This is a genomic window from Micromonospora sp. NBC_01699 (genome assembly GCF_036250065.1).
In the GTDB taxonomy this organism is placed as follows: Bacteria; Actinomycetota; Actinomycetes; order Mycobacteriales; family Micromonosporaceae; genus Micromonospora_G.
Window position 1 is genome coordinate 959,408 of record NZ_CP109199.1, and the last position, 25,821, is coordinate 985,228.

Sequence of the window (25,821 nt, forward strand, 5' to 3'; positions counted from 1 at the left end):
CATGGGTCACCGGATCGGGCGCTGGGTCGCGGACCACTGGGTGATGGTGGTCGCGCTGGTCGTACTCGGTTATCTGTCCCTGCCGATCGCGGTGGTCGGGGCGCTGTCGTTCAACCGCCCGTCGAGCCGGGTGTCGTACGACTTCAACGAGTTCACGCTCGACAACTGGGCCAACCCGTGCGGCCCGGCCGACCTGTGCGCCGCCGTCGCCCGCAGCGCGCAGATCGGGTTCCTGGCCACCGTCGTCGCCACCGTGATCGGCACGCTGATGGCGTTCGCCCTGGTCCGGCACCGGTTCCGGGGCCGGGGGGTGGTGAACCTGCTGGTCTTCCTGCCGATGGCCAGCCCCGAACTGGTGATGGGGACCTCGCTGCTGGCCCTGTTCGTGGCCGGCGGGGTGCCGCTCGGCTTCTGGACCGTGCTGATCGCACACGTCATGTTCTGCGTCTCGTTCGTGGTCGTCACCGTCAAGGCCCGGCTCGCCGGCATGGACAGCCGGCTCGAAGAGGCAGCGATGGACCTGTACGCCAACGAGTGGCAGACGTTCCGCCGGATCACCCTGCCGCTGGTGCTGCCCGGCATCGTCGCCGCCGCCCTGTTGGCGTTCTCGCTCTCGTTCGACGACTTCATCATCACGAACTTCAACTCCGGCACCACCGTCACCTTCCCCATGTACGTCTGGGGCGCCGCCCAGCGTGGTATCCCACCGCAGGTCAACGTGATCGGCACGGCGATGTTCGCGATCGCCGTACTGCTGGTGCTCGGTGGCTCGGTCGGGCGGCGGCTGCGGGTACGGCGCTGACCATCCGTACCCGGAAAGGGTTTTTCATGCGCATCCTCCTCCTTGGCGCCGGCGGGGTCGGCTCCGCCGCTGCCGCGATAGCCGACCGCCGCGACTTCTTCGACCTCTGCGTCGTCGCCGACTACGACCCGGCTCGCGCCGAACGCGCGGTGGCCGGACGGCCCCGCTTCGTCGCCGCCACCGTCGACGCCTCGAACGCCGACGCGGTCGCCGCCCTCTGCCGCGAACATCGGATCACGCACGTGCTCAACGCCGTCGACCCGCGCTTCGTCATGCCGATCTTCTCCGGCGCGCTGGCGGCCGGCGCCGACTACCTCGACATGGCGATGTCGCTGTCCACTCCGCACCCCGACCGTCCCCATGCCGAATGCGGGGTCAAGCTCGGCGACGACCAGTTCGCGATGGCCGAGAAATGGTCCGAGGCGGGCCGGTTGGCGCTGCTCGGCATCGGCGTCGAACCGGGCCTGTCCGACATTTTCGCCCGCTACGCCGCCGACGAACTCTTCTCCGACATCGACGAGATCGGCGTACGCGACGGCGCGAACCTGACCGTCGACGGCTACGACTTCGCCCCGTCGTTCTCCATCTGGACCACCATCGAGGAGTGCCTCAACCCGCCGGTGATCTGGGAGGCCGACCGGGGCTGGTACACCACCGAACCGTTCGCCGAACCGGAGATGTTCGACTTCCCCGAGGGCATCGGCCCGGTCGAGTGCGTGCACGTGGAACACGAGGAGGTGCTGCTCATCCCGCGCTGGGTCCCGGCCCGCAAGGTCACCTTCAAGTACGGGCTCGGCGCCGAGTTCATCGACGTGCTGCGTACGCTGCACAAACTCGGCCTCGACTCGACCAGCCCGGTATCGGTGCGGGGTGCCCGGGTCTCGCCGAGGGACGTGGTCGCCGCCTGCCTGCCCGACCCGGCCAGCCTCGGTGACCGGATGCGCGGCAAGACCTGCGCCGGCACCTGGATCACCGGCACCGGTAAGGACGGCAAACCCCGCCGCAGCTACCTCTACCACGTGGTCGACAACGAATGGTCGATGGCCGAGTACGGCCACCAGGCCGTCGTCTGGCAGACCGCCATCAACCCGGTGATCGCCCTCGAACTGCTCGCCAGCGAAATGTGGAGCGGCGTCGGCGTACTCGGCCCCGAGGCGTTACCACCCAAGCCGTTCCTCAACCTCCTCACCGCGTACGGGTCCCCCTGGAGCATCGAAGACCGCTAACCCGTCCCACCCCCACCCTCCCCGCCCTCCCACCCCGCGCCCTCCCCTCCCTCCCCGCCCCCTCCCCCCCTTCCCCCGCCGATCTTGCAGTTGTGGTGGCTCACAAAGGCCTCGAATCCGGCATCCTGGGCGCCACAACTGCAAGATCGGCGGGGAGGGCGGGGAGGGCGGGGAGGGTGAGGGAGGGTGAGGGAGGGCGGGGGCGGGGGCGGGGGCGGGGTGTAGCAGGTGTTTGGTTGATCAGGGGGTTTTCCACAGGTGGGGTGGTTGTCCACAGGGGAGGGGGTGGAGGTGGTTAGGGCGGGGGAGGGGTGGTCAGTGTTGCTTGGGTGGAGATTGAGGGGACGTTTCGCTATCCGGAGTTGCGTACCGCTGGCATGTCGCGGGCGGTGGTCCGGCATCGGGTCGCGCGCGGTGATTTGCGACGGGTGACCCGGGGTATTTACGTCCCGGACCCGGGCCGGCTGGACCTGTTGCGGGCGGTGTTCCGGCGGCTTCCCATCGGGGCGGTGCTCGGCTACCAGTCCGCTGCCGCATTACACGGATTCGGGATGTCGGCTCCGGAGGCGATTCACGTGATCGTACCGGCGGGTGTGGCGGTGCCCAGGATTCAGGGCGTCATCGCGCACGAGGCGGTGCTGCCGGTGATCGGGCCGGTTGAACTGGCCGGCGTGCCCTGCGTACCGGCTGCCCGGTGTGCGATCGACCTGGCGCGGCAGTTGCGTCGGATGGATGCCCTGCCACTACTCGACGCCGTACTCCGTTCCGGCGCCTGCCGTACCGAGGAGTTGCGTGCCGAGGTGGGGCTGCATGGCGGGCTGCGGGGGGTGTGCCAGGCGCGGAGCCTGGTGTCGATCGCTGACTCTCGCGCGGAATGCAGGCAGGAAAGCCAACTGCGCCTGGTGCTGATCGACGCGGGGCTGCCGGTGCCGGAGCCGCAGATCTGGGTGTTGGACCGGTACGGTTCGCCGACCTACCGGCTGGACCTGGGCTACCGGGAGCGCCGGGTTGGCCTGGAGTACGACGGCGCATCCCACCTCGACCGCAACCGGCTCCGATACGACCGCGCCCGGATGAACTGGCTCGCCGCCAACCGTTGGAAGATGCGCTACTTCACCGCCCACGACCTCTACCGCCGCCCCGCCCACATAGCCGCCACAGTCCGCGCCGCCCTCCACCCCTAACTCGCCCTCGCCCTCGCCCCACCCCCACCCCACCCCCGCCCCACCCCCGCCAAGCGTCGCCGATCTTGCAGTTGTGGCGCCCGATCCATCCCTTTTGTGGTTTGTGTACACGACCACAACTGCAAGATCGACGCGGAGAGCGGGGTGGGGAGCGGGGAGCGGGGTGGGGAGCGGGGAGTGGGGAGCGGGTTAGGGGGTGGTGGTGAGGGCTGTTTCTAGGAGGTTGAGGGCGTGGAGGAGGGTGGGGGTGTCGATTACCAGTGGGGGGAGGAAGCGGAGGACGTTGCCGTAGGTGCCGCAGGTGAGGGTGAGTAGGCCCAGGCGGTGGCAGGCGGCTGAGATGGCGGCGGTGGTGGCGGGGTCGGGGGTGAGGGTGTTCGGGAGGACCAGTTCCACGGCGAGCATGGCGCCTCGGCCGCGTACCTCGGCGATCCTGGGGTCCTGGGCCGCCAGGGCGTGCAGGCGGGGGAGCATGGTGGCTTCGATGTGACGGGCGGCGGTGCGGAGGTCCAGTTCGTGCATGGTTTCGATGGCGGCCAGTGCGGCGGCGCAGGCGATCGGGTTGCCGCCGTAGGTCCCGCCGAGGCCGCCGATGTGTACGGCGTCCATCAGTTCGGCGCGACCGGTGACTGCGGCGAGCGGTAGTCCGCCGGCGATCCCCTTCGCGAGGGTGATCAGGTCCGGCTCGACGCCCTCGTGGTCCAGGGCGAACCAGTCGCCGGTGCGGCAGAAGCCGGTCTGGATCTCGTCGGCGACGAAGACCACCCCGGCGGCCGTCGCCCACTCCCGCAGCGCGGGCAGGAAACCCGGAGCCGGTACGACAAAGCCGCCCTCGCCCTGGATCGGTTCGATCAGTAGCGCGGCGACGTTGTCCGCCCCGACCTGCTTCTCGATCAGCTCGATCGCGTTGGCCGCCGCAACCGCACCGGTCAACCCGCCGTCGCGCAGCGGGTACGACATCGGCACCCGGTAGATCTCCCCGGCGAACGGGCCGAATCGGTGCTTGTACGGCATGTTCTTCGCGGTCAACGCCATCGTCAGGTTGGTTCGGCCGTGGTAGGCGTGGTCGAAGACCACCACGGCCGGTCGGCCGGTGGCGTGGCGGGCGATCTTGACGGCGTTCTCCACCGCCTCCGCGCCGGAGTTGAACAGTGCCGACCGCTTCTCGTACGTGCCGGGGGTGAGGGTGTTGAGCTGCTCGCAGACGGCCACGTACGACTCGTACGGTGCGACCATGAAGCAGGTGTGGGTGAACCGTTCGGCCTGCTCGCGGATGGCGGCGACGACCCGTGGGGCGGAGTTGCCGACGTTGGTGACCGCGATTCCGGCGGCGAAGTCGATCCACTCCCGGCCGTCGACGTCGACGATGGTGCCGCCGCTGGCGTGGTCGACGTAGGAGGGGATGACGCTGCCGACGCCACGGGCGACCGCGCCGACCCGTCGCTTGTGCAGTTCCTCGGAGCTGGTTGCCGATGCGGGGCGGGCTGTGTCGGTCATCGGGGTCAGCTCTCGATGTTGTGCATGACGTGCTTGATCCGGGTGTAGTCCTCCAGGCCGTAGATGGAGAGGTCCTTGCCGTGGCCGGAGTGCTTGAAGCCGCCGTGCGGCATCTCGGAGACGAACGGGATGTGGGTGTTCACCCAGACGCAGCCGAAGTCGAGCCGCCGGGTCATCCGCATCGCCCGGCCGTGGTCCTTTGTCCAGACCGAGGCGGAGAGGCCGTACTCGACGCCGTTGGCCCAGCGGACCGCCTCGTCCTCGTCGGTGAAGCGCTGCACGGTGATGACCGGGCCGAACACCTCGTCCTGGATGATCTCGTCGGCCTGGCGGACCCCGGAGACCACGGTGGGGGCGTAGAAGTAGCCCCGCTCGCCGACCCGGTTGCCGCCGGAGCGCAGCTCGGCGTGGTCGGGCAGCCGGTCCAGGAAGCCGCTCACCCTGGCCAGTTGGTTGGCGTTGTTGAGTGGGCCGTAGAGCACGTCCGGGTCGTCCGGCGCCCCGGTGCGGGTGTTGCGCGCCTGCTCGGTCAGGGCGGCGACGAAGTCCTCGTACACACCCGGTCCGGCGAGGACCCGGGTCGCGGCGGTGCAGTCCTGGCCGGCGTTGAAGTAGCCGCCGACCGCTATCGCCTCGGCCGCCGCCGCGATGTCGGCGTCGTCGAAGACCACTACCGGTGCCTTGCCGCCCAGTTCCAGGTGGGTCCGTTTCAGGTCGGTCGCGGCGGTGGCGGCCACCTCGATGCCGGCGCGGGTGGAGCCGGTGATCGACACCATTCGCGGGGTGGGGTGGGAGACCAGGGCGCGGCCGGTGTCCCGGTCGCCGCAGAGCACGTTGAACACCCCCGGCGGGAAGAACTCGGCGGCGATCTCGGCCAGCAGCAGGGTGGAGACCGGGGTGGTGTCCGACGGCTTGAGCACCACCGTGTTGCCGGCGGCGAGCGCCGGGGCGATCTTCCAGACGGCCATCATCAGCGGGTAGTTCCAGGGGGTGACCTGGGCACAGACGCCGATCGGCTCACGGCGTACGTAGGAGGTGTGCCCGGCCATGTACTCGCCGGCGGAGCGGCCCTCCAGCAGCCGGGCGGCGCCGGCGAAGAACCGGAACTCGTCCACCGACGGCGGCAGCTCCTCGTCGGCGGTGAGCTGCCGGGGCTTGCCGGTGTTGCGTACCTCGGCGTCGACCAGCTCGGCGGCCCGCGACTCCACCGCGTCGGCCAGCTTCAGCAGCGCCCGCTGCCGTTCGGCCGGGGTGGTGTCCCGCCAGCTCTCGAAGGCGGTGGCGGCGGCGGTCATCGCCGCGTCGACGTCGGCCGCCCCGGACACCGGCGACTGGGCGAACACCTCGCCGGTGCAGGGGTCGATCAGGTCGACGGTGTGGCCGTCGATCGGGTCGACGTACGCGCCGTTGACGAAGTTGCGCAGAACTTGCTTGTCGGTCATGTCGGGTCTCCCGGGGGTGGCCTGCGCGCTGTCGTGGAGGAGGCGGTGTCGCGGAGGTAATCGCAACCTGTCTGCCATCCTGGCTACTGAATTCGCGGCAGACAAGGGCTCGGGCGACTGTTTTAGTGCAGGGGTGCGGTCGTTTACGCTGCACGGATGAAGGCAGCCCCGTTCTACGTCGCCGGTACGCCGGCCAGTGGCGACGACGTCGTGGTCGTCTCGCACCCGTACGACGGGCGGGAGGTCGGCCGTACCAGTTATGCCACCGCGGACCAGGTCGATCAGGCGGTGGCCGCCGCCCACGACGTCGCCGCGCGGGCGGCGGCGCTGCCGGCGCACGTCCGGGCCGCCGCGCTGGACCACGTCTCCCGCCGGCTGGCGGAGCGGTCGGAGGAGTTCGCCCGGCTGATCACGGCCGAGAGCGGCAAGCCGGTGAAGTGGGCCAGGATCGAGGTGACCCGGGCGATCTCCACCTTCCGCTGGGCCGCCGAGGAGGCCCGACGGTTTTCCGGCGAGCTGCAACGGCTGGACACCGACCCGGCCGCTAACGGGCGGATCGCCCTGGTCCGCCGGGTGCCGCGCGGGCCGGTGCTGGGCATCACACCGTTCAATTTCCCGCTGAACCTGGTCGCCCACAAGGTCGCCCCGGCGCTCGCCGTCGGCGCCCCGATAGTGCTGAAGCCGGCCCCGGCGACCCCGCTGACCGCCCTGCTCCTCGGCGAGCTGCTGGCCGAGGTGACCGAGCCGCGCGGCGGGCTGCCGGCGGGTTCGTTCTCGGTGCTGCCGTTGCCCAACGAGCGGGCCGCCGAGCTGACCGGCGACCCGCGCCTGCCGGTGGTGTCGTTCACCGGTTCCGGGCCGGTCGGTGCCGCGATCCGGCGGGCCGTACCGGACAAGCACGTCACCCTGGAGTTGGGCGGGAACGCCGCCGCGGTGATCTGCGCGGACTGGGCGAGCGACGAGGATCTCGACTGGGCGGCGCAGCGGATCGCTACCTTCGGTAACTACCAGGCCGGGCAGAGCTGCATAGCGGTGCAGCGGGTGTTCGTGCACGAGGCACTCCACGACCGTTTCCTGTCCCGGTTGGTCGGCGCGGTCGAGGGGCTGCGGGTCGGTGACCCGGCCGACGACGCGACCGACGTCGGGCCGCTGATCAGCGAGAGCGCCGCGGTGCGGGTCGAGGAGTGGGTGGGCGAGGCGGTCGCCGCCGGTGGCGCGGCGGTGCTGGGCGGACCGCGTGCGGGCAGTTCCTACCCGCCCACGGTGCTGACCGGGGTGCCGGCCGACGCCAGGGTGTGGACCGAGGAGGTGTTCGGGCCGGTTCTGGTGGTCGCCCCGGTCGCCGACGACCGGGCCGCGTTCGCCGAGGTCAACGATTCGGCGTACGGCTTGCAGGCGGGGGTTTTCACGCACAGCATCCAGACCGCGTTCACCGCCCACCGCACGCTCACCGTCGGCGGGGTGATCGTCGGCGACGTTCCGTCGTACCGGGCCGACCAGATGCCGTACGGCGGGGTGAAGGGCAGCGGCGTCGGCCGTGAGGGCGTACGCAGCGCGATGGACGACTACACCGAGCCCCGCGTCCTGGTGCTCACCGGCATCGACCTTTAGTGGGCCGGGCCACCCTTGCCGAGCGTTACGTACAATTTCTCCTCATCGCGCTCGGTGAGTCGGTCGTCGCCACCGGAATCAAGACCGGAATGGGCTTCCCGCCGCCACTGTGATCGCCGTGGTCGGGGCGGCCCGCGGGGGAACAGAGGTGCGCTCGGATGACGGACGGGGTCTGGCCGGCGACGGTCGCCGAGGCGGAGGCCGTACAGGATCGGTTGCGGCCGTTGGTCGACCTGGTGGGGCCGGGACCGGAGCGGCCGGGTACGGTCGCCGGCCTGGATGTCGCGTACGCCGAGGATGGTGACCGGCTGGCGGCGGCGGTGACCGTGTTGGACGCGCGGACACTGACCGTGGTGGAGACGGCGGTGACCGTCGGTCGAGCCGCCTTTCCCTATGTTCCCGGACTGTTCGCGTTCCGTGAGCTGCCCGCGCTGCTGGACGCGCTCGGGCGCCTGGCCGTAACCCCCGACCTGCTGATCTGCGACGGGCACGGGCTGGCCCACCCGAGACGGTTCGGGCTCGCCTGCCACCTGGGGGTGCTGACCGGGCTGCCGGCGATCGGGGTGGGCAAGACCCCGCTGGTCGGCGCGTGGGATCCGCCCGCGCAACAGCGGGGCGCCTGGTCGCCGCTGGTCGACGGCGGCGAGGTTGTCGGCCGGGTGCTGCGTACCCGCGACGGGATCAAGCCGGTGTTCGTGTCGGTGGGACACCGGATGGGTCTGGCGAACGCGTGCGCTCGGGTACTCGACCTGACTCCGCGTTACCGGCTGCCGGAGACCACCCGCCAGGCGGATCGGTTGTGTCGGGTGGCGCTGGATCTTGCACAGGCGGCGGACCTGGACTGATGGCCATCGGGTACGGGAATCCGGGACCGCCCGACCGGTGACGACACACAGTCATGTCGATCGATCATCCAGGAAAGACAACGATCTGTTGCTGACAAAGCACGTGCTGTGCGGGAGACTGCCTCGGGGAATTCGGACAGGGAGGCACCGAATGGTCGTCGGATCACCACCCACCGTGCGACGCCGGCAGCTCGGCCGCGAACTGCGCAAGCTGCGCGAGGCCGCGGGCTTCAAGGCGGAGCAGGTCGCCCTGGAGGTGCGCTGCTCACCGTCGCGGGTGAGCCGGATCGAGACGGCCCGGGTACGGATCACGCCCGGCACGGTGCACGAACTGCTCGACGTCTACCGGGTCGAGGGGGCCGAGCGGCAGCGCCTGGTCGCGCTCGCCCGCCAGGCCCAGGAGGCGGGCTGGTGGCAGGCCCACAGTGACGCCCTGACCTGGGAATACTCGACGCTCATCGCGTTGGAGCACGACGCCACCGAGCTGCGTACGTTCGAGTCGTCGGTGCTGCCGGGCCTGCTCCAGACCGAGGAGTACGCCCGTACCGTGCTCCGCAAGACGCTGCTGGAACAGGCCGGGGCCGCCGCCGAGGAGAAGCTCGTGGTCCGGTTGGCCCGGCAGCGGATCCTCACCCGCGCCCAGGATCCGGTGCGGCTCTGGGCGGTCCTGGACGAGGCGGTGTTGCGCCGGCAGGTCGGCGGCCCGGACGTGATGGGGCCGCAGTTGCGTCACCTGGTGCAGATGTCCGGGCGGCCCAACATCCAGCTCCAGGTGCTGCCGTTCGACCGGGGCGCGTACGCCTGCAACACCGGCCCGTTCCTGCTGCTCGGCTTCTCGTCGCCGGACGGCGTGCAGGACGCCGGGGAGCCGGCCGACGGTGACGTGGTCTACGTGGAGAACGAGGCGGGTGACATCTACGTGGAGAAGGAACCCGGCCTGGCCCGCTACCGGATGGTCTTCGACAACCTCCGTACCGACGCCCTGACCTGCGAGGAGTCGCGGGAGTGGCTGGCTCGGCTGGCCGCCGAACTGCCGTGACCCGTACGCGCGGTGACGGCGTGGTGGCCGCCGGGGCCGGGGTACCGGTGGTGGGGCACGGTAGCCTGTCGGCCGTACCCCATCCCGAAGCGGCGAGGTGATCATGTTGGTACGGCGCGGTGCGGTTCGGTTCGCGACTGTCTGCGCGCTGCTGGCCGGCCTGGTCACGGTCGGCGCGGCACCGGCGTTCGCCGACGACGAGGACTCGGTCCGGCTCGGCTCGCCCGGCAGCTTCACCGCCGGCGGTTCGGCCGGCTCGGTGACGGTGGCCGTGACCAAGCGGTCCCGGGGCTGTGTCTCGGCCCGGACGGCGTTGCTGATCCAGTTGCCGGGGCTGTCCGCGGGTGACGTGGACCTGCTGGTCGCCCGCGATGGCCGCTGGGTGCCGGTGCCGGTCTCGGCGGCCGGCGACGGCCTGCTGCGCAGTGGCAGGGTCGCCCCGGAGAAGCCCGAACTGTGCGAGCGCAAGAGCGTCTCGGTCCGCTACCGGCTGGCCTTCGCCGCCGGCACGCCGGCCGGTCGGCTGAACCTGGTGGCCGAGGCGTACACGGCCGGTGGTGACCTGATCGCGCGTGCGGCCGAGGCCCGGAAGGTGAACGGGGCCAAGGGCACTCCCACCCCGAGCAGCCGGACGTCGAAGTCGGCCAGCCCGACCCCGACGCCGGAGGAGACGACGTTCGCGCCGGAGCCGGAACCGACCGAGGTCGTGGCCGTCGTACCGACCGGGCAGCCCGGTCTGGGCGCCGGTGCCGGTGACGGTGGCGGTGGTGGGGTCGGCTCGATGGTGATGGTGGTCGGGGTCGGCATGGTGGCGATCGGGATCGCCCTGCTGGTGCTGCTGCTCCGTCGCTCCAGGGGTGGTCGGGACGAGCGGGATGCCGGCGGTACGCCGGGCGCCGGGCCGCGTCCGCCGTTCCCGCCGCCGGCCGGCGCGGGTGGCGACGCGACCGTGGTGATGCCCCGGATTCGCCCCTGAGCCCGGTTCCGGCCCCGGGTACCCGTCCCTGATCCACTATCTGCCGAGCCTGAACCCGCGCCCGACCACGCTGAGCCTTGTCCGGCAACCGGCCTTGCGCCCGGCTCGGGGCGTCGGCTCCGATACGCTCAGGCCGTTGGCGGCGCATATCTGAGGAGCGAGACCGTTGTCTGATTTGTCCCAAATCGTCAAGGCGTACGACGTCCGCGGTACCGTCCCGGAACAGTGGGACGAGCGGGTCGCCGAGGCGTTGGGCGCGGCCTTCGCACAGGTGGTGCGCGCGGACCCGGGCGACGACCCGACCGGCGACCGCGACACGGTGGTGCTCGCCCACGACATGCGGGAGACCGGACCGGGTCTCGCCGCCGCGTTCGCCGCCGGGGTCCGGTCCGAGGGGATGTCGGTCATCGACACCGGCCTCGGCTCCACCGACCTGCTCTACTACGCCTCCGGCAGCCTCGACCTGCCCGGTGCCATGTTCACCGCCAGCCACAACCCGGCGCAGTACAACGGGATCAAGATGTGCCGGGCCGGCGCCCGGCCGATCGGCCAGGACAGCGGCCTCGCCGAGATCCGGGACCGGGCCCAGGCCCTGCTGGACAAGGACGAGTCGCACCCCGCCGGTGAGCCGAGCGAGCCGCTACAGCGCCGCGACCTGCTCCCCGAGTACGCCGCCCACCTGCGCAACCTGGTCGACCTGAGCGCCATCCGCCCGCTGAAGGTGGTGGTCGACGCCGGCAACGGGATGGGCGGTTACACCGTGCCGGTGGTGCTCGGCGACGCCGTGCTGCCGGCCCTGCCGCTGACCATCGTGCCGCTTTACTTCGAGCTGGACGGCTCCTTTCCCAACCACGACGCCAACCCGCTCGACCCGGCGAACCTGGTCGACCTCCAGGCAGCCGTGCTGGAACACGGCGCCGACCTCGGGCTCGCCTTCGACGGCGACGCCGACCGGTGTTTCGTGATCGACGAGCGCGGCGAACCGGTCTCGCCGTCCGCGATCACCGCGCTGGTGGCCGTACGCGAGTTGGCGAAGCACCCCGGCTCCACGGTCATCCACAACCTGATCACCTCCAGTGCGGTGCCGGAGATCATCCGGGAGCACGGCGGGAAGCCGCTGTGCAGCCGGGTCGGGCACTCGTTCATCAAGGCCGACATGGCCCGTACGAACGCGGTCTTCGGCGGCGAGCACTCGGCGCACTACTACTTCCGTGATTTCTGGTTCGCCGACACCGGCATGCTCGCCGCGATGCACCTGCTCGCCGCGCTCGGTGAGCAGGACCGCCCGCTGTCGGAGTTCGCCGCCGAGTACGAGCGGTACGTCTGCTCCGGCGAGATCAACTCCACGGTCGCCGACCAGGCGGCGAAGCTGGCCGAGGTCAAGCGGGTCTACCAGGGCGCCGAGACCGAGGAGCTGGACGGCCTGACCGTGCGTTTCCCGGACGGTGCCTGGATCAACCTGCGTCCCTCCAACACCGAACCGCTGCTGCGGCTCAACGTGGAGGGGCCGACCCGGGACCGGATGACCGCGCTCCGTGACGAGGTGCTCGACCTGGTACGCCGATAAGATCCCGTGCGCCGGCCGGAACGCCGATCCGGCCGCCCGGATGACGTGGAAGGAGCCGCATCGTGGCCCTTGATCCGCAGTTAATCGAGATTCTCGCCTGCCCGGACACACACCACGCCCCGCTCGACTATGACCCGGTGGGGCAGACCCTGACCTGCACCGAATGCCAGCGGATCTTCGAGGTTCGCGACGACGTACCGGTGCTCCTGCTCGACGAGGCCCGCGGCGGTACCGCTCAGGAGGAGAAGTGATGGACGCCCACGCCGGCGTGAGCGGGCGACGGGTCCCCGACGAGGGGCTGCTCGACAACGCGGCGGCTCTGGCCGAGGCCGATCCGGGCGGCATGCTGCGGTTCACCGCCTCGGCCGGCGCCCAGGTACGCGAGTCGGTGGCCCTGGCCGCCGAGGCGAACCTGGGTGTGCTGGCCGACGAGGGCCGCCCTCGGGCGGTGGTGATCGCGGGCATCGGCACCGCCGGACGTACCGGTGACATCCTCGCCACGGTCGCCGGACCGCGCTGCCCGGTGCCGGTGATCGCGCACCGCAGCGCCGGGGTTCCGGGCTGGGTGGGTGCCGCCGACGTGGTGATCGCGGTGAGCGCGTCCGGGCGCAGCCCGGAGGCGCTCGGCGCGGCCGAGGCGGCGGCCCGGCGCGGGGCCCGGCTGGTTGCCGTCGGTGCCCCGGACTCGCAGCTCCAGTCGGTGGCCGAGGGGGTCCGGGCGCCGTTCATCCCGGTGCCCCGGCGAGCCCCCGCGCGGGCCAGCCTGTGGGGGCTGACCGTGCCGGTGCTGCTGGCCGCCCGTGCGCTCGGGCTGGTGAAGGTCAACGAGGCGGATCTGGCCGAGACGGCCGCCCGGCTGGACGCTGACGCCGACCGGAGTCGTCCCACCGCCGAGTCGTTCGTCAACCCGGCCAAGTCCCTGGCCCTGGCGCTGGCCGGCTCGGTGCCGGTGGTCTGGGGTTCGTCCCCGTTGGCCACGGTGGCCGCCCGCCGGTTCGGTGACACGCTGTCGGCGAACGCCCGCTACCCGGTGGTCGCCGGTGCGCTCGGCGAGGCCGGGCGGGGCCGGGTGGGGCTGCTCGACGGGGTGTTCGGCGGGCTCGCCGAATCGACCCGGGACATCTTCGCCGACCCGGAGGAGGAGTCCGACTGGACCCGCCTGCGGGTGGTGTTGCTGCGCGACGGCGGGTTGAACGCCGACGACGACAGCGACGAGCCGCTGGCCGTCGAGGAGCGGCGGGCCGACGCGTTGCAGACCCTGGCCGAGCGGCGCGGGGTGCGCTGCGACGTGGTCACCGCCGAGGGTGGTTCGGCGCTGGAGCGGCTGGCGTCGCTGATCGCCGTACCCGATTTCGCGTCGGTTTATCTGGCCCTGGCGCACGGGCTCGACCCGATGGCCGTGCCCGCGGTCAGCGAGATGAAGGAGCTGTCGAACCCGTGAACGCGCGGAGCGTCCAGCAGGGGACGCGGACATGAGTGCCGGCGGGGGGACGCGGGCGATCATCGCCGCGCTGCTGGCCAACCTGGGCATCGCGATCACCAAGTTCCTGGCCTGGCTGCTGACCGGGTCGTCGTCGATGCTGGCCGAGGCGGTCCACTCGGTGGCCGACTCGGGCAACCAGGCGTTGCTGCTGGTCGGCGGCCGTCGGGCCCAGCGCGGTGCGACCCCGCAACACCCCTTCGGGTACGGGCGTGAGCGTTACATCTACGCCTTCATCGTGTCGATCGTGCTGTTCAGCGTCGGTGGCCTGTTCGCCCTCTACGAGGGTTACCACAAGTGGAGCGACCCGCACGCGATCGACAAGCACCAGTGGGTGCCGGTGACCGTGCTGCTCGTCGCGATCGCCCTGGAGTCGTTCTCGTTCCGGACCGCGATCGTCGAGTCGAACCACGTACGCGGCAGGGCGAGCTGGGTGCAGTTCGTCCGTCGGGCCAAGGCGCCGGAGCTGCCGGTGGTGCTGCTGGAGGACCTCGGCGCGCTGCTCGGCCTGGTCTTCGCCCTGGTCGGGGTCTCGATGACGCTCGCCACCGGCAACGGCCGGTGGGACGCGGCCGGCACGTTGGCGATCGGCCTGCTACTGGTCGCCATCGCGGTCATCCTGGCGATGGAGACGAAGAGCCTGCTGCTCGGCGAGGGGGCCACCCCGGAGGATGTCAGCGCGATCGAGCGGGCGGTCAACGAGGGGTCCGAGGTCGAGCGGATCATCCACATGCGCACCCTGCACCTGGGGCCGGAGGAACTGCTGGTCGCGGCGAAGATCGCGGTCCCGCCGGCCGCCTCGGCGGAGGAACTGGCCCACGACATCAACACGGTCGAGGCGCGGATCCGGACCGCGGTGCCGATCGCCCAGGTGATCTACCTGGAGCCGGACATCTACAGTGCGCGGGCCGCGAGTCCGCAGCGCGCCCAAGGGAACGCCGAGGTGCCGGCCGCCGACGAAACGGGTGGGAAAGGCTGACCGTGGAACCGTTGTACGGCTCGATCCGTGACTACGCCTGGGGATCCCGTTCGGTGATCGCCGGGTTGCAGGGCCGGTCCGTACCGAGCGCCGGGCCGGAGGCCGAACTCTGGCTCGGCGCGCATCCCGGTGCGCCGGCGATGGTGTGCCGGCAGGACGCGCGGGTCAGTCTGGTCGAGCTGCTGGCCGCCGAGCCGGGGCGCTGGCTGGGCGACGAGGTGGCGGCCCGGTTCGACGGGCGGCTGCCGTTCCTGATGAAGCTGCTGGCGCCGGAGGCGCCGCTGTCGTTGCAGGCCCATCCGGATGCCGAGCAGGCCCGGCACGGGTACGCAACCGACCAGTCCCGGCCGCCGACCGCGCACCGCAACTACGTCGACCCGTACCACAAGCCCGAGGTGCTGGTGGCGATCGCGCCGTTCGAGGCGCTGTGCGGCTTTCGGAATCCCCGGCTCTCGGCGGCGGTGCTGGAGGCGTTCGACATTCCGGCGCTGAAGCCGGTGGTGGCGTGCCTGCGTACCGGCGCGGAGGGGCTGCGGGACGCCGTGGCGCGGTTGCTGACCTGGCCGGCGGTGGACCGGGGCGCACTGGTCGAGACGGTCCGGACCGCCGACCTGGGGCCGGGGTACGCCCACGAGCAGGAGTTGGTCCGGCGGTTGGCCGGCTGGTATCCGGGTGATCCCGGTGTGCTGGTGGCGTTGCTGCTCAACCACGTGTGGCTGGAACCGGGTACGGCGATCTGGATGCCGGCCGGCAATCTGCACGCGTACCTGCGTGGGGCCGGCGTGGAGATCATGGCGGCCAGTGACAACGTGTTGCGCGGTGGGCTGACGCCGAAGCACGTGGACATCTCCGAGTTGCTGCGGGTGCTGCGGTTCGAGGTGCTTGAGGACCCGTTGCTGGTGCCGGAGGCGGTGGCGCCGGGTGTGGTCACCTGGCCGGTGCCGGTGGACGACTTCGCGCTCTACCGGGTGCGGCTGGACGAGGACGTGCCGGAGGCCCGGCTGCGCCCGACCGGGCCGAGGGTGGTGCTCGGCGGGGCCGGGGCGGTGCTGGTTCGGGACGCGGCCGGTGCGGTGACGGTCGAGCCCGGCCGGGCGGCGATCGGTGCGGCCGACGGCGGGCCGCTGGTCTTCTCCGGCCGGGGTGAGGTCTACGTCGGCACGGCCGGCGGATCGGACATTCCCGGATCGGCTTGACAGGTCATGCACGGAGTGTGAATCTATAACCACGCAGCGTCATCGCGATGGGGGTCGTGAGGCGCGCGCGGGGGTACCAAACCGGGGGGATGCGCGGGGCGGAGGGTGCTGGACGGGAAGCCGTCCATGCCCCACCGCCCCGCGCGCTGTGCGTCCGTCGGCTGCGCCCCGCCCCGCGAGTTGTGCGACCATCGCTGGTGTCAACACCACCCACCACGGCCGTCGCCCGCACCGGTCGCCGTCGCCAAATGTCGTGCTTGTCCGGGAGCGGACGGCACCGCCTGTGCCGGCACGGGTGCGGTCGGGCGTAATGTGGAGGGTCGCGCAGCAGACCCCGTACCCCGTACGACAGGAGCTTTCATGACCAGCACTCTCCCGGCGCCCTCCGGTGGCGCGTCGACCGAGGCCCGACCCACGACCCTCGCCGGTGGCGACTTCAAGGTGGCGGATCTGTCGCTCGCCGAGTTCGGACGCAAGGAGATCCAGCTGGCTGAGCACGAGATGCCCGGCCTGATGTCGCTCCGTCGGGAGTTCGCCGCCGCGCAGCCGCTGCGGGGCGCCCGGATCACCGGCTCGCTGCACATGACCATCCAGACCGCGGTGCTGATCGAGACCCTGACGTCCCTCGGGGCCGAGGTCCGCTGGGCGTCGTGCAACATCTTCTCCACCCAGGACCACGCCGCCGCCGCGATCGTGGTCGGGCCGGAGGGCACCGTCGACGCCCCCGCCGGTGTCCCGGTGTACGCCTGGAAGGGCGAGTCGCTGGAGGAGTACTGGTGGTGCACCGAGCAGGTGCTGCTCTGGCCGGACGGGCAGGGCCCGAACATGATCCTCGACGACGGCGGTGACGCCACCCTGCTGGTGCACCGGGGCGCCCAGTTCGAGGAGGCCGGCGAGGTGCCGCCGATCGAGTCCGCCGACTCGGAGGAGTACGCCGTCATCCTCGGCGTGCTGCACCGGTCGCTGGCCGAGGACAACACCCGGTGGACCCGGGTCGCGGCCGGCATCAAGGGTGTGACCGAAGAGACCACCACCGGCGTGCACCGGCTGTACGAGATGCAGCAGGCCGGTTCGCTGCTGTTCCCGGCGATCAACGTCAACGACTCGGTGACGAAGAGCAAGTTCGACAACAAGTACGGCTGCCGCCACTCGCTGATCGACGGCATCAACCGGGCCACCGACGTGCTCATCGGCGGCAAGGTCGCGGTCGTGCTCGGCTACGGAGACGTCGGCAAGGGCTGCGCGGAGTCGCTGCGCGGTCAGGGTGCGCGGGTCATCGTCACCGAGATCGACCCGATCTGCGCGTTGCAGGCGGCGATGGACGGTTACCAGGTCGCGACGCTGGACGACGTGGTCGAGACCGCCGACATCTTCGTCACCGCGACCGGTTGCTTCGACGTCATCACCAACCAGCACATGGCCCGGATGAAGCACCAGGCGATCGTCGGCAACATCGGTCACTTCGACAACGAGATCGACATGGCCGGGTTGCAGAAGCGGTCGGACGTACAGCGGACGAACATCAAGCCGCAGGTCGACGTCTGGAAGTTCGACGACGGGCACTCGATCATCGTGCTGTCCGAGGGTCGGCTGCTGAACCTGGGCAACGCGACCGGGCACCCGAGCTTCGTCATGTCGAACTCGTTCGCCAACCAGACGATCGCCCAGATCGAGCTGTTCACCAAGACCGACGAGTACCCGGTCGGGGTCTACGTGCTGCCGAAGCACCTGGACGAGAAGGTCGCCCGGCTGCACCTGGACGCGCTCGGGGTTCGGCTCACCGAGCTGACCAAGGAGCAGGCTTCCTACCTGGGCATTCCGGTCGAGGGTCCGTACAAGTCAGACCACTACCGGTACTGAGTCCCGCCGTATTCAACGGCCGGGTCGGCTGGCGCGCAGCGCCAGCCGACCCGGCCGTTGCCGTTACCGGGTGCGGGCGGCGCGTACCCAGGTCCAGACGCAGTAGCCGAGCCAGCCGAGCGCCACGGCGGTGGCGAGCGGGCGCAGTTTCAGGGCGCTCAGCGCGAAGATGACCGCGAGTACGACGAACCACGGTACGAGGGCCTTCATCCGGCCATTGGACCAGAGAGCCGGTGTGCGGTGCCACATTGACAAGCAGTAGAAGTTAGGCGCAAGGTAGGCTGTCCTAACTTAGGGACGCCTAACCGAGTGACCCGGAGTCCTGATGTTCGCCACCTACCTGATCGGTCTGCGCGAGGGCCTGGAAGCCACCCTGGTGGTCAGCATCCTGGTCGCGTTCCTGGTCAAGTCCGAGCGCCGGGACCGGCTACCGCAGGTGTGGGGCGGGGTGGCACTCGCGGTCGTACTCTCCGTCGTCTTCGGCTGGCTGCTCGAATACACCAGCACCACCCTGCTGGCCCGGTCGTCGGACCGGGAGCTGTTCGAGGCGGTGACCTCGGTGGCCGCGGTCGCCTTCGTCACCGCGATGATCTTCTGGATGCGCCGGGCGGCCCGCTCGCTCAGCGGCGAACTGCGCGGAAAGCTCACCGACGCGCTCGCCGTCGGCTCCCTCGCCGTCGCCCTGATGGCCTTCCTCGCGGTGGTCCGGGAGGGACTGGAGACGGCCCTCATCTTCTACTCCGCCGTGCAGGGCGCCGACGTCAACGGCGGCCCGCTGTACGCGCTGATCGGCGGGATCGCCACCGCGATAGCGATCGGCTACCTGATCTACGCCAGCGCGGTCCGGATCAACCTGACCCGCTTCTTCACCTGGACCGGCGTGCTGCTCATCCTGGTCGCCGCCGGCATCTTCAAGTACGGCACCCACGACTTCCAGGAGGCCGGCGTCCTGCCCGGCATCCGGAACCTGGCGTACTCCGGCCTGTTCGACCCGTCCACCTGGTACGGCACCCTGCTCAGCGGCATGTTCAACGTCACCGCCGAGTCGACCGTGCTGGAGGTGGTCGCCTGGGCCGCGTACGCGATCCCGGTTTTGATCCTCTTCCTGCTGCCCGGACGCCGCGCGTCCGGGACCACCGCGCCCGCCGCACCGGCGTCCGCGGCCCAGTCGGCCTGACCGCGCCGGATCACCCGAACCGCAAGGAGAACCCGAATGCGTACCACCCGCTTCCTGGTGCTGGCCGCCGTCGGCGCGCTCGCCGGTGCCGGCCTGGCCGGCTGTGGCGCCAAGGACGACAGCGCCGGTGACGCCGCCGCCGGCGGTCCGATCGCGGTCAAGGCCACCGACACCGCCTGCGAGGTCGGCTCGACCGAGGTCGGCGCCGGCACGGTCGTGTTCAAGGTGACGAACTCCGGTGCCAAGGTCACCGAGTTCTACGTCTACGCCGCCGGTGACCGGGTGATGGGCGAGGTCGAGAACGTCGTACCCGGCCTCAGTCGCGAGCTGCACGTCGAACTGCCCGCCGGCACGTACGAGACGGCCTGCAAGCCGGGCATGATCGGCAAGGGCATCCGGGGCGGGCTGACGGTCAGCGGCTCCGCCGCGCCGCTCACCGAGGACGCCGCCCTGGCCAGCGCGACCGAGAGCTACCAGCGGTACGTGCGCAGCCAGACCGGTGCGCTGCTGGACAAGACCACGGAGTTCGTCAACGCGGTCAAGGCCGGCGACGTGGCGGGCGCCAAGGCGCTCTTCCCGGTGGCCCGCACCTACTGGGAGCGGATCGAACCGGTCGCGGAGATCTTCGGCGACCTCGACCCGAAGATCGACGGCCGGGAGGAGGTGCTTGAGGAGGGCATGGAGTTCACCGGCTTCCACCGCCTGGAGAAGGACCTCTGGACCACCGGCGACATCAGCCAGGACGGCCCGATCGCGGACCGGCTGCTGACCGACGTCAAGGAGATCGTGGCCAAGGCGAACGCCGAGAAGCTCTCCCCGCTGAACCTGGCCAACGGCGCCAAGGAACTGCTCGACGAGGTCGCCACCGGCAAGATCACCGGCGAGGAGGACCGCTACTCGCACACCGACCTGTGGGACTTCAACGCCAACGTCGAGGGCTCGAAGGCGGCCATCGCCGCGCTCCGCCCGGTGCTCACCGAGCGCGCCCCCGACCTGGTCACCTCGCTTGACGCCGGGTTCGCCACGGTCGACACCACGCTGGCGAAGCACCGGGCCGGCGACGGCTGGAAACTGCACACCGAGCTGAGCCCGGCCGACCTGAAGGAGCTCTCGGACGCGATCAACGCGCTCGCCGAGCCGATCAGTAAGGTCGCGGCGGTCGTCGCCAAGTAACGGTCGAACCATTGACCGGCCGGGCCCGGTGCCGCTCTCGGCGGCGCCCGGCCCGGCGGGAACGGTGAGCGGTCGGTCGTACCGGTGGGTTGGGGGTTGGGTGTGACGGACAATCGAGTGTCGCGTCGGCGGGCGATCGGGCTCGCCGGGGCGGCCGGCGCCGCGGGTGTCGGGGTCGCCGCCGGCGCGGGTGCGCTGCTGCGGGGCGTGCTCGACCCGCAGCCGACGGCGGCCTCCGCCGCCTCCGGGGCGGTGCCGTTCCGCGGCGAGCACCAGGCGGGCATCACCACCGAAGTGCCCGACCGGCTGCACTTCGTCGCCTTCGACGTGATCACCAAGGACCGGGCCCGGCTGGTCGAGCTGCTCCGGGACTGGACCGTGGCGGCCGCCCGGATGACCGCCGGCCAGGACGCCGGGGTGGTCGGCGCGGTCAACGGGATGCCGGAGGCGCCACCGGACGACACCGGCGAGGCGCTCGGCCTGCCGCCGTCCGGGCTGACCCTGACCGTCGGGTTCGGCCCGACACTGTTCCGCGACGCGGACGGCCGGGACCGGTTCGGCATCGCCGACCGCCGCCCGGCCGCGCTGGCCGAACTGCCCCGTTTTCCCGGTGACGCCCTGCAACCGGAGATCTCCGGTGGCGACCTCTGCGTGCAGGCGTGCGCCAACGACCCGCAGGTGGCGGTGCACGCGATCCGCAACCTGGCCCGGATCGGCATGGGCGTGGTCAGCGTGCGCTGGTCGCAGCTCGGCTTCGGGCGTACCTCGTCGACCTCGCGGGAGCAGGCCACCCCGCGCAACCTGTTCGGGTTCAAGGACGGCACGGCCAACCTGAAGGCCGAGGAGACCGAGCTGCTGCGGGACCACCTGTGGGTCCAGCCGGGCGACGGACCGGACTGGATGACCGGCGGCTCGTACCTGGTCACCCGCAAGATCCGCATGATCATCGAGACCTGGGACCGGACCTCCCTGGGTGAGCAGGAGGAACTGGTCGGCCGAACCAAGGGCAGCGGGGCGCCGCTCGGGCAGCACGACGAGTTCGAGGAGATCGACTTCGACACGACCGGCCCGGACGGCAGGCCGGCGATCGGCGAGACGGCACACGTCCGGCTGGCCCACCCCGACCTGAACAACGGGGCCCGGCTGCTGCGGCGCGGCTACAACTTCGTCGACGGCTCGGACGGGCTCGGTCGGCTCGACGCCGGACTATTCTTCATCGCGTACCAGCGGGACCCGCGCAAGCAGTTCGTGCCGATCCAGACCCGGCTCGCTCGTCACGATGTGTTGAACGAGTACCTACGTCACGTATCCAGTGGGCTCTTTGCCTGCCCGCCCGGCGTACGCGACCAGGGTGATTTCTGGGGTCGCGTACTCTTTGCCTGATCGTCCGGGTGGTGCCGGTCCCATGAGTATGAACAGGGATGGAATATTGGTGCCATGAGAGCCCGGGTACTGGTGGTCGACGACGACCCCGCGCTGGCCGAGATGCTCGGCATCGTCCTGCGCAGCGAGGGATTCCTGCCCTCCTTTGTCGCAGACGGAGAGCGGGCACTGGCCGCGTTCCGCGACAGCCGGCCCGACATCGTCCTGCTCGACCTGATGCTGCCGGGGATGAGCGGCATCGACGTGGCCCGGTCGATCCGGGCCGAGTCGGGCGTGCCGATCGTCATGCTGACCGCGAAGAGCGACACCGTGGACGTCGTGCTCGGCCTGGAGTCGGGGGCCGACGACTACGTGGTCAAGCCGTTCAAGCCCAAGGAGCTGGTGGCCCGGATGCGGGCCCGGCTGCGCCGGGGCGAGGACGCCGCGCCGGAGATGCTGACCATCGGTCCGCCCGGCAACCAGATCAACATCGACGTACCGGCGCACACCGTCAGCCGGGACGGCGAAGAGGTCAAGCTGACCCCGCTGGAGTTCGACCTGCTGGTCGCCCTGGCCCGCAAGCCCCGCCAGGTGTTCACCCGTGAGGTCCTGCTCGAACAGGTCTGGGGCTACCGGCACGCGGCCGACACCCGGCTGGTGAACGTGCACGTACAGCGGCTGCGGGCCAAGATCGAACCAGATCCGGAGCGACCCGAAATCATCCTGACCGTGCGGGGCGTGGGCTACAAGGCGGGCACCGGATAGCCTGGGGCTCACTGTGGCTCACCCGGCGCTTCCCCCCGTACTGACCCGTGCCCGTACCTCGGCCCGGGTGCTCCGGCGCGCGGCGTTCGCCCGGTCCCGGGCGTTCGCCGCCGGCCTGCACCAGACCTGGCGCCGGTCGCTGCAACTGCGCGTGGTCAGCATCACCCTGGTCGCGTCGAGCCTGCTGGTCGGCGGCTTCGCCGTGCTGGTCGCCGAGCGGATCACCAACATCCTGCTCGACAACGCCACCGCCGACGTCAAGCAGCGACTGGAGAACGGCCGGGACTACGCCGAGGACCAGATCAACGTCTACACCGTGTCGTACGCGCCGAAGCTCAGCGCCACCTTCGAGACCACCGTCCGCTACCTCGCCGGCAACGACCCCGAGCAGGTCGCCGGGGTGGTGGTGGCGCTCCAGGCGGACGGGTACCGGACGATCGAGCCCGCCACCTCGCCGGTCGGGGTGGACGTGAGCCCGATGATCAGCGACCAGTTGCGGGCCAGGGTGGCCGGCGGCGAGGTCGCACACCAGTTCAGGACCGGCAACCTCGACGGTGGGATGGCCAAGTACCTCGTCTACGGCTCCCCGGTGCCGACCAAGTTCGGCCAGGTGGAGCTCTACTACTTCGTACCGCTGACCCGCTGGGACAAGATCGCCGACGAGGCGCGCTCGACCGTCGTGGCCACCGGCATCACCCTGGTGCTGCTGCTCGGGCTGCTCTCCGCACTGGTGACCCGACTGGTGGTCAACCCGGTACGGGTGGCCGCCCGGACCGCCCAGCGGCTCTCCGCCGGCCTGCTCGACCAGCGGATGGTGGTCAACGGGGAGGACGACCTGGCCCTGCTCGCCGCCTCGTTCAACCAGATGGCGACCAACCTCCAGCGCCAGATCGTCCGGCTGGAGGAGATGTCCCGGTTGCAGCGGCGGTTCACCTCCGACGTCTCGCACGAGCTGCGTACGCCGCTGACCACCGTACGGATGGCCGCCGACCTGATCTTCGCCGAGCGGGACGAGTTCGACCCGGCGGTGGCCCGCAGCGCCGAGCTGCTCCAGGCCGAACTCGACCGCTTCGAGGGCCTGCTCACCGACCTGCTGGAGATCAGCCGGTTCGACGCCGGCTTCGCCATGCTCGACGCCGAGCCGACCGACCTGGTGCCGGTGGTGCACCGGGTGGTCGATCGGCTCGACGGGCTGGCCGCCCGGCTCGGTGTGCCGCTGCGACTGAGCGCGCCCGACCTGCCGGTGATCGCCGAGGTGGACCCGCGCCGGGTCGAGCGGATCCTGCGCAACCTGGTCGGCAACGCGGTAGAGCACGGCGAGGGTCGTCCGGTCGAGGTGGTGCTGGGCGTGGACGAGCAGGCGGTGGCGATCACCGTGCGGGACCACGGGGTGGGGCTCAAACCCGGCGAGGAGAAGCTCGTCTTCAACCGGTTCTGGCGGGCCGACCCGTCCCGGGCCCGGCAGACCGGCGGCACCGGCCTGGGCCTGTCGATCAGCCTGGAGGACGCCCGGCTGCACGGCGGCTGGCTGGAGGCGTGGGGTGCGCCGGGTCAGGGCGCCCAGTTCCGGCTCACCCTGCCGGTGCGGGCCGGTGACCGGCTCACCTCCGCGCCGCTGCGCCTGGTGCCCGGTGACGTCGAGGTCGGGGGGCTGGTGCCGGTGCCGGCCGGGGCGCGGTTGGCGATCGGTTCGGGTGCGGCGCCGCTGGTGGCCGCCGGAGACGGGCCGGTGGACCCGGCCGCGCCGGGGGTCGGCGCGCAGCGTACGGAGGTGACCACGTGAGTCGCAGAGTCCTGCCCACCGCGACGGTGGCCCTGTTGCTCTGTGTCGGGTTGGTCGGCTGCGGCATCCCCGGCGAGAGCGAGGTACGGGTCGACGGCAAGGGACCCCAGTCCGGCCAGGACTCGGGCGGTGATCTCACCCAGCGGCTGCCGCAGCGGCAGGACAGCGACCTCCCCGAGCAGGTCGCCGCGAACTACCTGACGGCCGCCGCCGGTGGTGAGACCAACGAGATCTACCAGCGGGTGAACAGCTACATCCCGGAGGGCGGCGGCAAGCTCAAGCTGAAGGTCGGCAGCGAACCGGCGATCAACCTGGTCCGGCTGATCGGCCAACCGCAGGCGAAGGGCGTCGAGGGCACCGCCAGCTTCCTGGTGACCATCCAGGTGCAGCAGGTCGGCGTGCTGCGGATGGACGGCTCGGTCGGCGAGCCCGAGCTGACCGAGCGCAGCTACGTCTTCGAGGTCGGCCCGGCCCTCGCCAGCACCACCGGCGGCCAGGCTCAGCCGGCCGGTGGGATGTGGGTGGTCAACCCGCCGCCGGTGCTGCTGATGAGCACCAGTGCCCTGTTCAGCTACTACAGCCAGCGGACCATCTACTTCTGGAACGCCGGCCGGACCGCGCTGGTGCCGGACCTGCGCTACCTGCCCCGGTCGGTGCCGAAGGAGTCGCAGGCCACCGAGTTGCTCGGCTGGTTGATCGGCGGCCCGGCGCCATGGCTGTCGCCGGCCGCCGTACCGCTGCCGGAGGGGACCAGCCGGATCGGCAACGCGCCGATGTCCGGCGGTCGGCTGGAGGTCAACCTCTCCATGCCCGCCAGCGAGGTGAACGACAACGTCGACCTGGACCGCCTCTTCACCCAGCTCGCCTGGTCCCTGCTTCCACCGAACCCGGAGGGCGTCGGCGGCGACGACGGGGAACTGGAGCTGAAGATCCAGAGCCAGCGGCGGAAGGTGGCCGACGTCGACGAGTACCGGCGGGCCAACCAGCCGTACGCGCTGACCGACAGTCCGATCCGGTTCTGTGTCTTCGAGGGCGCGGTGCACCAGTTGCGCGACGGTGAGGAGGCGGTCGAGTCGGTCCCGATCGAGCCGGAGGAGAACCGCAACATCCGGTCGGCCGCGCTGTCGCGCAACGGAAACCAGGTCGGCGCCGCGCTGGTCAGTGCGGACGGGGACCGGTGGCGGCTGCGGGTGGCCACCGGTGCCGAACCGTTGCGGATCTTCGCCGCCAGTGCCTCGTACCCGAGCATGGAGCGGCCGATCTGGTTGAAGGGCACCGACCCGCGGGCACCGATCGGGCTGGTGGTGGCGGACGGGAACCTCTACCGGTTCGACTCCAACGCCCAACTGGTCAGGATCAGCCTGCCGGGTGTGCCGGGCCGGGTGACCGGGGTCGGCGCCGCGCCGGACGGGCACCGGATAGCGGTCATCGCCGACGGTGCGCTCTACGTCGCCGCGCTGAGCACCGACGGCGGTACGGTCTCCGTCGGCCGGGCCCGCCGGCTGGTCACCTCCCTGGCCACGGTGACCGCGGTGGACTGGAGCGGCGAGAGCGGGCTCGCGGTGGCCGGGGCGCAGCCGGACCGGCGCTCGGTGATCGAGAACATCGGGGTCGACGGGGTGCTGGAGAATCTGCTGGTGGACAACACCCGCGGCGACGTCCTGCACCTGGCCGCGTACCCGGACAACCCGCTGAGCCGGACCCAGCTCGGGGTGATGTACGAGACCAACGGCGCCGCCTCGTCGTCGAACCGGTTGATCGGCCGGGAGCAGGTAGCACCGAACCCCGGCCTACCGCCCTCGACGAACCCGTCGAGCAAGCCCAGCGCGCCGTTCTTCCGCTACTGAGTACGGGACG

22 protein-coding genes are annotated in these 25,821 nt (G+C 71.0%); 19 read left to right on the forward strand and 3 right to left on the reverse strand.

Going from position 1 to position 25,821, the window contains the following annotated elements; all coding sequences use genetic code 11:
- Position 1: 1 nt before the first annotated feature.
- The 3 genes from OG792_RS04350 (at position 2) to OG792_RS04360 (ending at position 3,212) form a co-directional block, all read left to right on the forward strand.
- The gene (locus tag OG792_RS04350) at positions 2–802 is read left to right on the forward strand and encodes an ABC transporter permease (RefSeq protein WP_329107544.1); all 801 of its coding nucleotides are present in this window, start codon (positions 2–4) and stop codon (positions 800–802) included.
- Between the two features lie 26 nt (positions 803–828).
- A complete protein-coding gene (locus OG792_RS04355; RefSeq protein ID WP_329107546.1) occupies positions 829–2,028 on the forward strand; it encodes a saccharopine dehydrogenase family protein in 1,200 nt (399 codons plus the stop codon).
- 329 nt (positions 2,029–2,357) lie between these two features.
- The gene (locus OG792_RS04360) at positions 2,358–3,212 is read left to right on the forward strand and encodes a type IV toxin-antitoxin system AbiEi family antitoxin domain-containing protein (protein WP_329107548.1); all 855 of its coding nucleotides are present in this window, start codon (positions 2,358–2,360) and stop codon (positions 3,210–3,212) included.
- 189 nt (positions 3,213–3,401) lie between these two features.
- Here OG792_RS04360 and gabT read toward each other — a convergent pair whose 3' ends face one another.
- The gene (gene gabT, locus OG792_RS04365) at positions 3,402–4,709 is read right to left on the reverse strand and encodes a 4-aminobutyrate--2-oxoglutarate transaminase (RefSeq protein ID WP_329107550.1); all 1,308 of its coding nucleotides are present in this window, start codon (positions 4,707–4,709) and stop codon (positions 3,402–3,404) included.
- Between the two features lie 5 nt (positions 4,710–4,714).
- Positions 4,715–6,151, reverse strand: a complete 1,437-nt coding sequence (locus OG792_RS04370) for a gamma-aminobutyraldehyde dehydrogenase (protein ID WP_329107551.1) — start codon at positions 6,149–6,151, stop codon at positions 4,715–4,717.
- Positions 6,152–6,307: 156 nt separating this feature from the next.
- Between OG792_RS04370 and OG792_RS04375 the strand changes: the two genes are divergently transcribed.
- The 10 genes from OG792_RS04375 to ahcY all read left to right on the forward strand — a co-directional run bounded on the left by OG792_RS04375 (position 6,308) and on the right by ahcY (position 17,704).
- Positions 6,308–7,762 (forward strand): aldehyde dehydrogenase family protein, encoded by a 1,455-nt coding sequence (locus OG792_RS04375; RefSeq protein ID WP_329107554.1) that lies wholly within the window; start codon positions 6,308–6,310, stop codon positions 7,760–7,762.
- Positions 7,763–7,920: 158 nt separating this feature from the next.
- Complete coding sequence (nfi, locus tag OG792_RS04380; protein ID WP_329107555.1) at positions 7,921–8,607, forward strand: deoxyribonuclease V; 687 nt, start codon at positions 7,921–7,923, stop codon at positions 8,605–8,607.
- A 151-nt stretch (positions 8,608–8,758) separates the two neighbouring features.
- Positions 8,759–9,646: a helix-turn-helix domain-containing protein gene (locus tag OG792_RS04385; RefSeq protein ID WP_329107557.1), complete on the forward strand. Its 888-nt coding sequence runs from the start codon at positions 8,759–8,761 to the stop codon at positions 9,644–9,646.
- 103 nt (positions 9,647–9,749) lie between these two features.
- On the forward strand, positions 9,750–10,622 hold the full coding sequence (locus OG792_RS04390) for a hypothetical protein (RefSeq protein ID WP_329107559.1): 873 nt from the start codon (positions 9,750–9,752) through the stop codon (positions 10,620–10,622).
- 166 nt (positions 10,623–10,788) lie between these two features.
- Positions 10,789–12,189, forward strand: coding sequence for a phosphomannomutase/phosphoglucomutase (locus OG792_RS04395; protein WP_329107561.1), 1,401 nt, complete (start codon positions 10,789–10,791; stop codon positions 12,187–12,189).
- 62 nt (positions 12,190–12,251) lie between these two features.
- Positions 12,252–12,440 (forward strand): Trm112 family protein, encoded by a 189-nt coding sequence (locus OG792_RS04400; protein WP_329107563.1) that lies wholly within the window; start codon positions 12,252–12,254, stop codon positions 12,438–12,440.
- Entirely contained in the window at positions 12,437–13,630 is a 1,194-nt protein-coding gene (locus OG792_RS04405; protein WP_329107565.1) for an SIS domain-containing protein, read from the forward strand. The genes OG792_RS04400 and OG792_RS04405 overlap by 4 nt, the downstream gene beginning before the upstream one ends.
- A gap of 31 nt (positions 13,631–13,661) precedes the next feature.
- A complete protein-coding gene (locus OG792_RS04410) occupies positions 13,662–14,648 on the forward strand; it encodes a cation diffusion facilitator family transporter (protein WP_329107567.1) in 987 nt (328 codons plus the stop codon).
- A gap of 2 nt (positions 14,649–14,650) precedes the next feature.
- Positions 14,651–15,844: a mannose-6-phosphate isomerase, class I gene (manA, locus tag OG792_RS04415; RefSeq protein ID WP_329107569.1), complete on the forward strand. Its 1,194-nt coding sequence runs from the start codon at positions 14,651–14,653 to the stop codon at positions 15,842–15,844.
- 360 nt (positions 15,845–16,204) lie between these two features.
- Complete coding sequence (gene ahcY, locus OG792_RS04420; RefSeq protein ID WP_329107570.1) at positions 16,205–17,704, forward strand: adenosylhomocysteinase; 1,500 nt, start codon at positions 16,205–16,207, stop codon at positions 17,702–17,704.
- A 63-nt stretch (positions 17,705–17,767) separates the two neighbouring features.
- Here ahcY and OG792_RS04425 read toward each other — a convergent pair whose 3' ends face one another.
- Positions 17,768–17,914 carry a hypothetical protein gene (locus tag OG792_RS04425; protein WP_329107571.1) on the reverse strand — a complete coding sequence of 49 codons (147 nt, stop codon included), beginning with the start codon at positions 17,912–17,914 and terminating at the stop codon, positions 17,768–17,770.
- Between the two features lie 115 nt (positions 17,915–18,029).
- Here OG792_RS04425 and efeU point away from each other — a divergent pair, with 115 nt between their 5' ends.
- The 6 genes from efeU (at position 18,030) to OG792_RS04455 (ending at position 25,811) form a co-directional block, all read left to right on the forward strand.
- Positions 18,030–18,881, forward strand: a complete 852-nt coding sequence (efeU, locus tag OG792_RS04430; RefSeq protein WP_329107573.1) for an iron uptake transporter permease EfeU — start codon at positions 18,030–18,032, stop codon at positions 18,879–18,881.
- A gap of 36 nt (positions 18,882–18,917) precedes the next feature.
- A complete protein-coding gene (gene efeO, locus OG792_RS04435; protein ID WP_329107574.1) occupies positions 18,918–20,054 on the forward strand; it encodes an iron uptake system protein EfeO in 1,137 nt (378 codons plus the stop codon).
- A 102-nt stretch (positions 20,055–20,156) separates the two neighbouring features.
- Positions 20,157–21,437, forward strand: a complete 1,281-nt coding sequence (gene efeB / locus OG792_RS04440; protein ID WP_329107576.1) for an iron uptake transporter deferrochelatase/peroxidase subunit — start codon at positions 20,157–20,159, stop codon at positions 21,435–21,437.
- Between the two features lie 54 nt (positions 21,438–21,491).
- Entirely contained in the window at positions 21,492–22,181 is a 690-nt protein-coding gene (gene mtrA, locus OG792_RS04445; RefSeq protein ID WP_326560851.1) for an MtrAB system response regulator MtrA, read from the forward strand.
- A gap of 67 nt (positions 22,182–22,248) precedes the next feature.
- Entirely contained in the window at positions 22,249–23,964 is a 1,716-nt protein-coding gene (gene mtrB / locus OG792_RS04450; protein WP_329111117.1) for an MtrAB system histidine kinase MtrB, read from the forward strand.
- Positions 23,961–25,811, forward strand: coding sequence for an LpqB family beta-propeller domain-containing protein (locus OG792_RS04455; RefSeq protein WP_329107581.1), 1,851 nt, complete (start codon positions 23,961–23,963; stop codon positions 25,809–25,811). The genes mtrB and OG792_RS04455 overlap by 4 nt, the downstream gene beginning before the upstream one ends.
- Positions 25,812–25,821 lie beyond the last annotated feature (10 nt).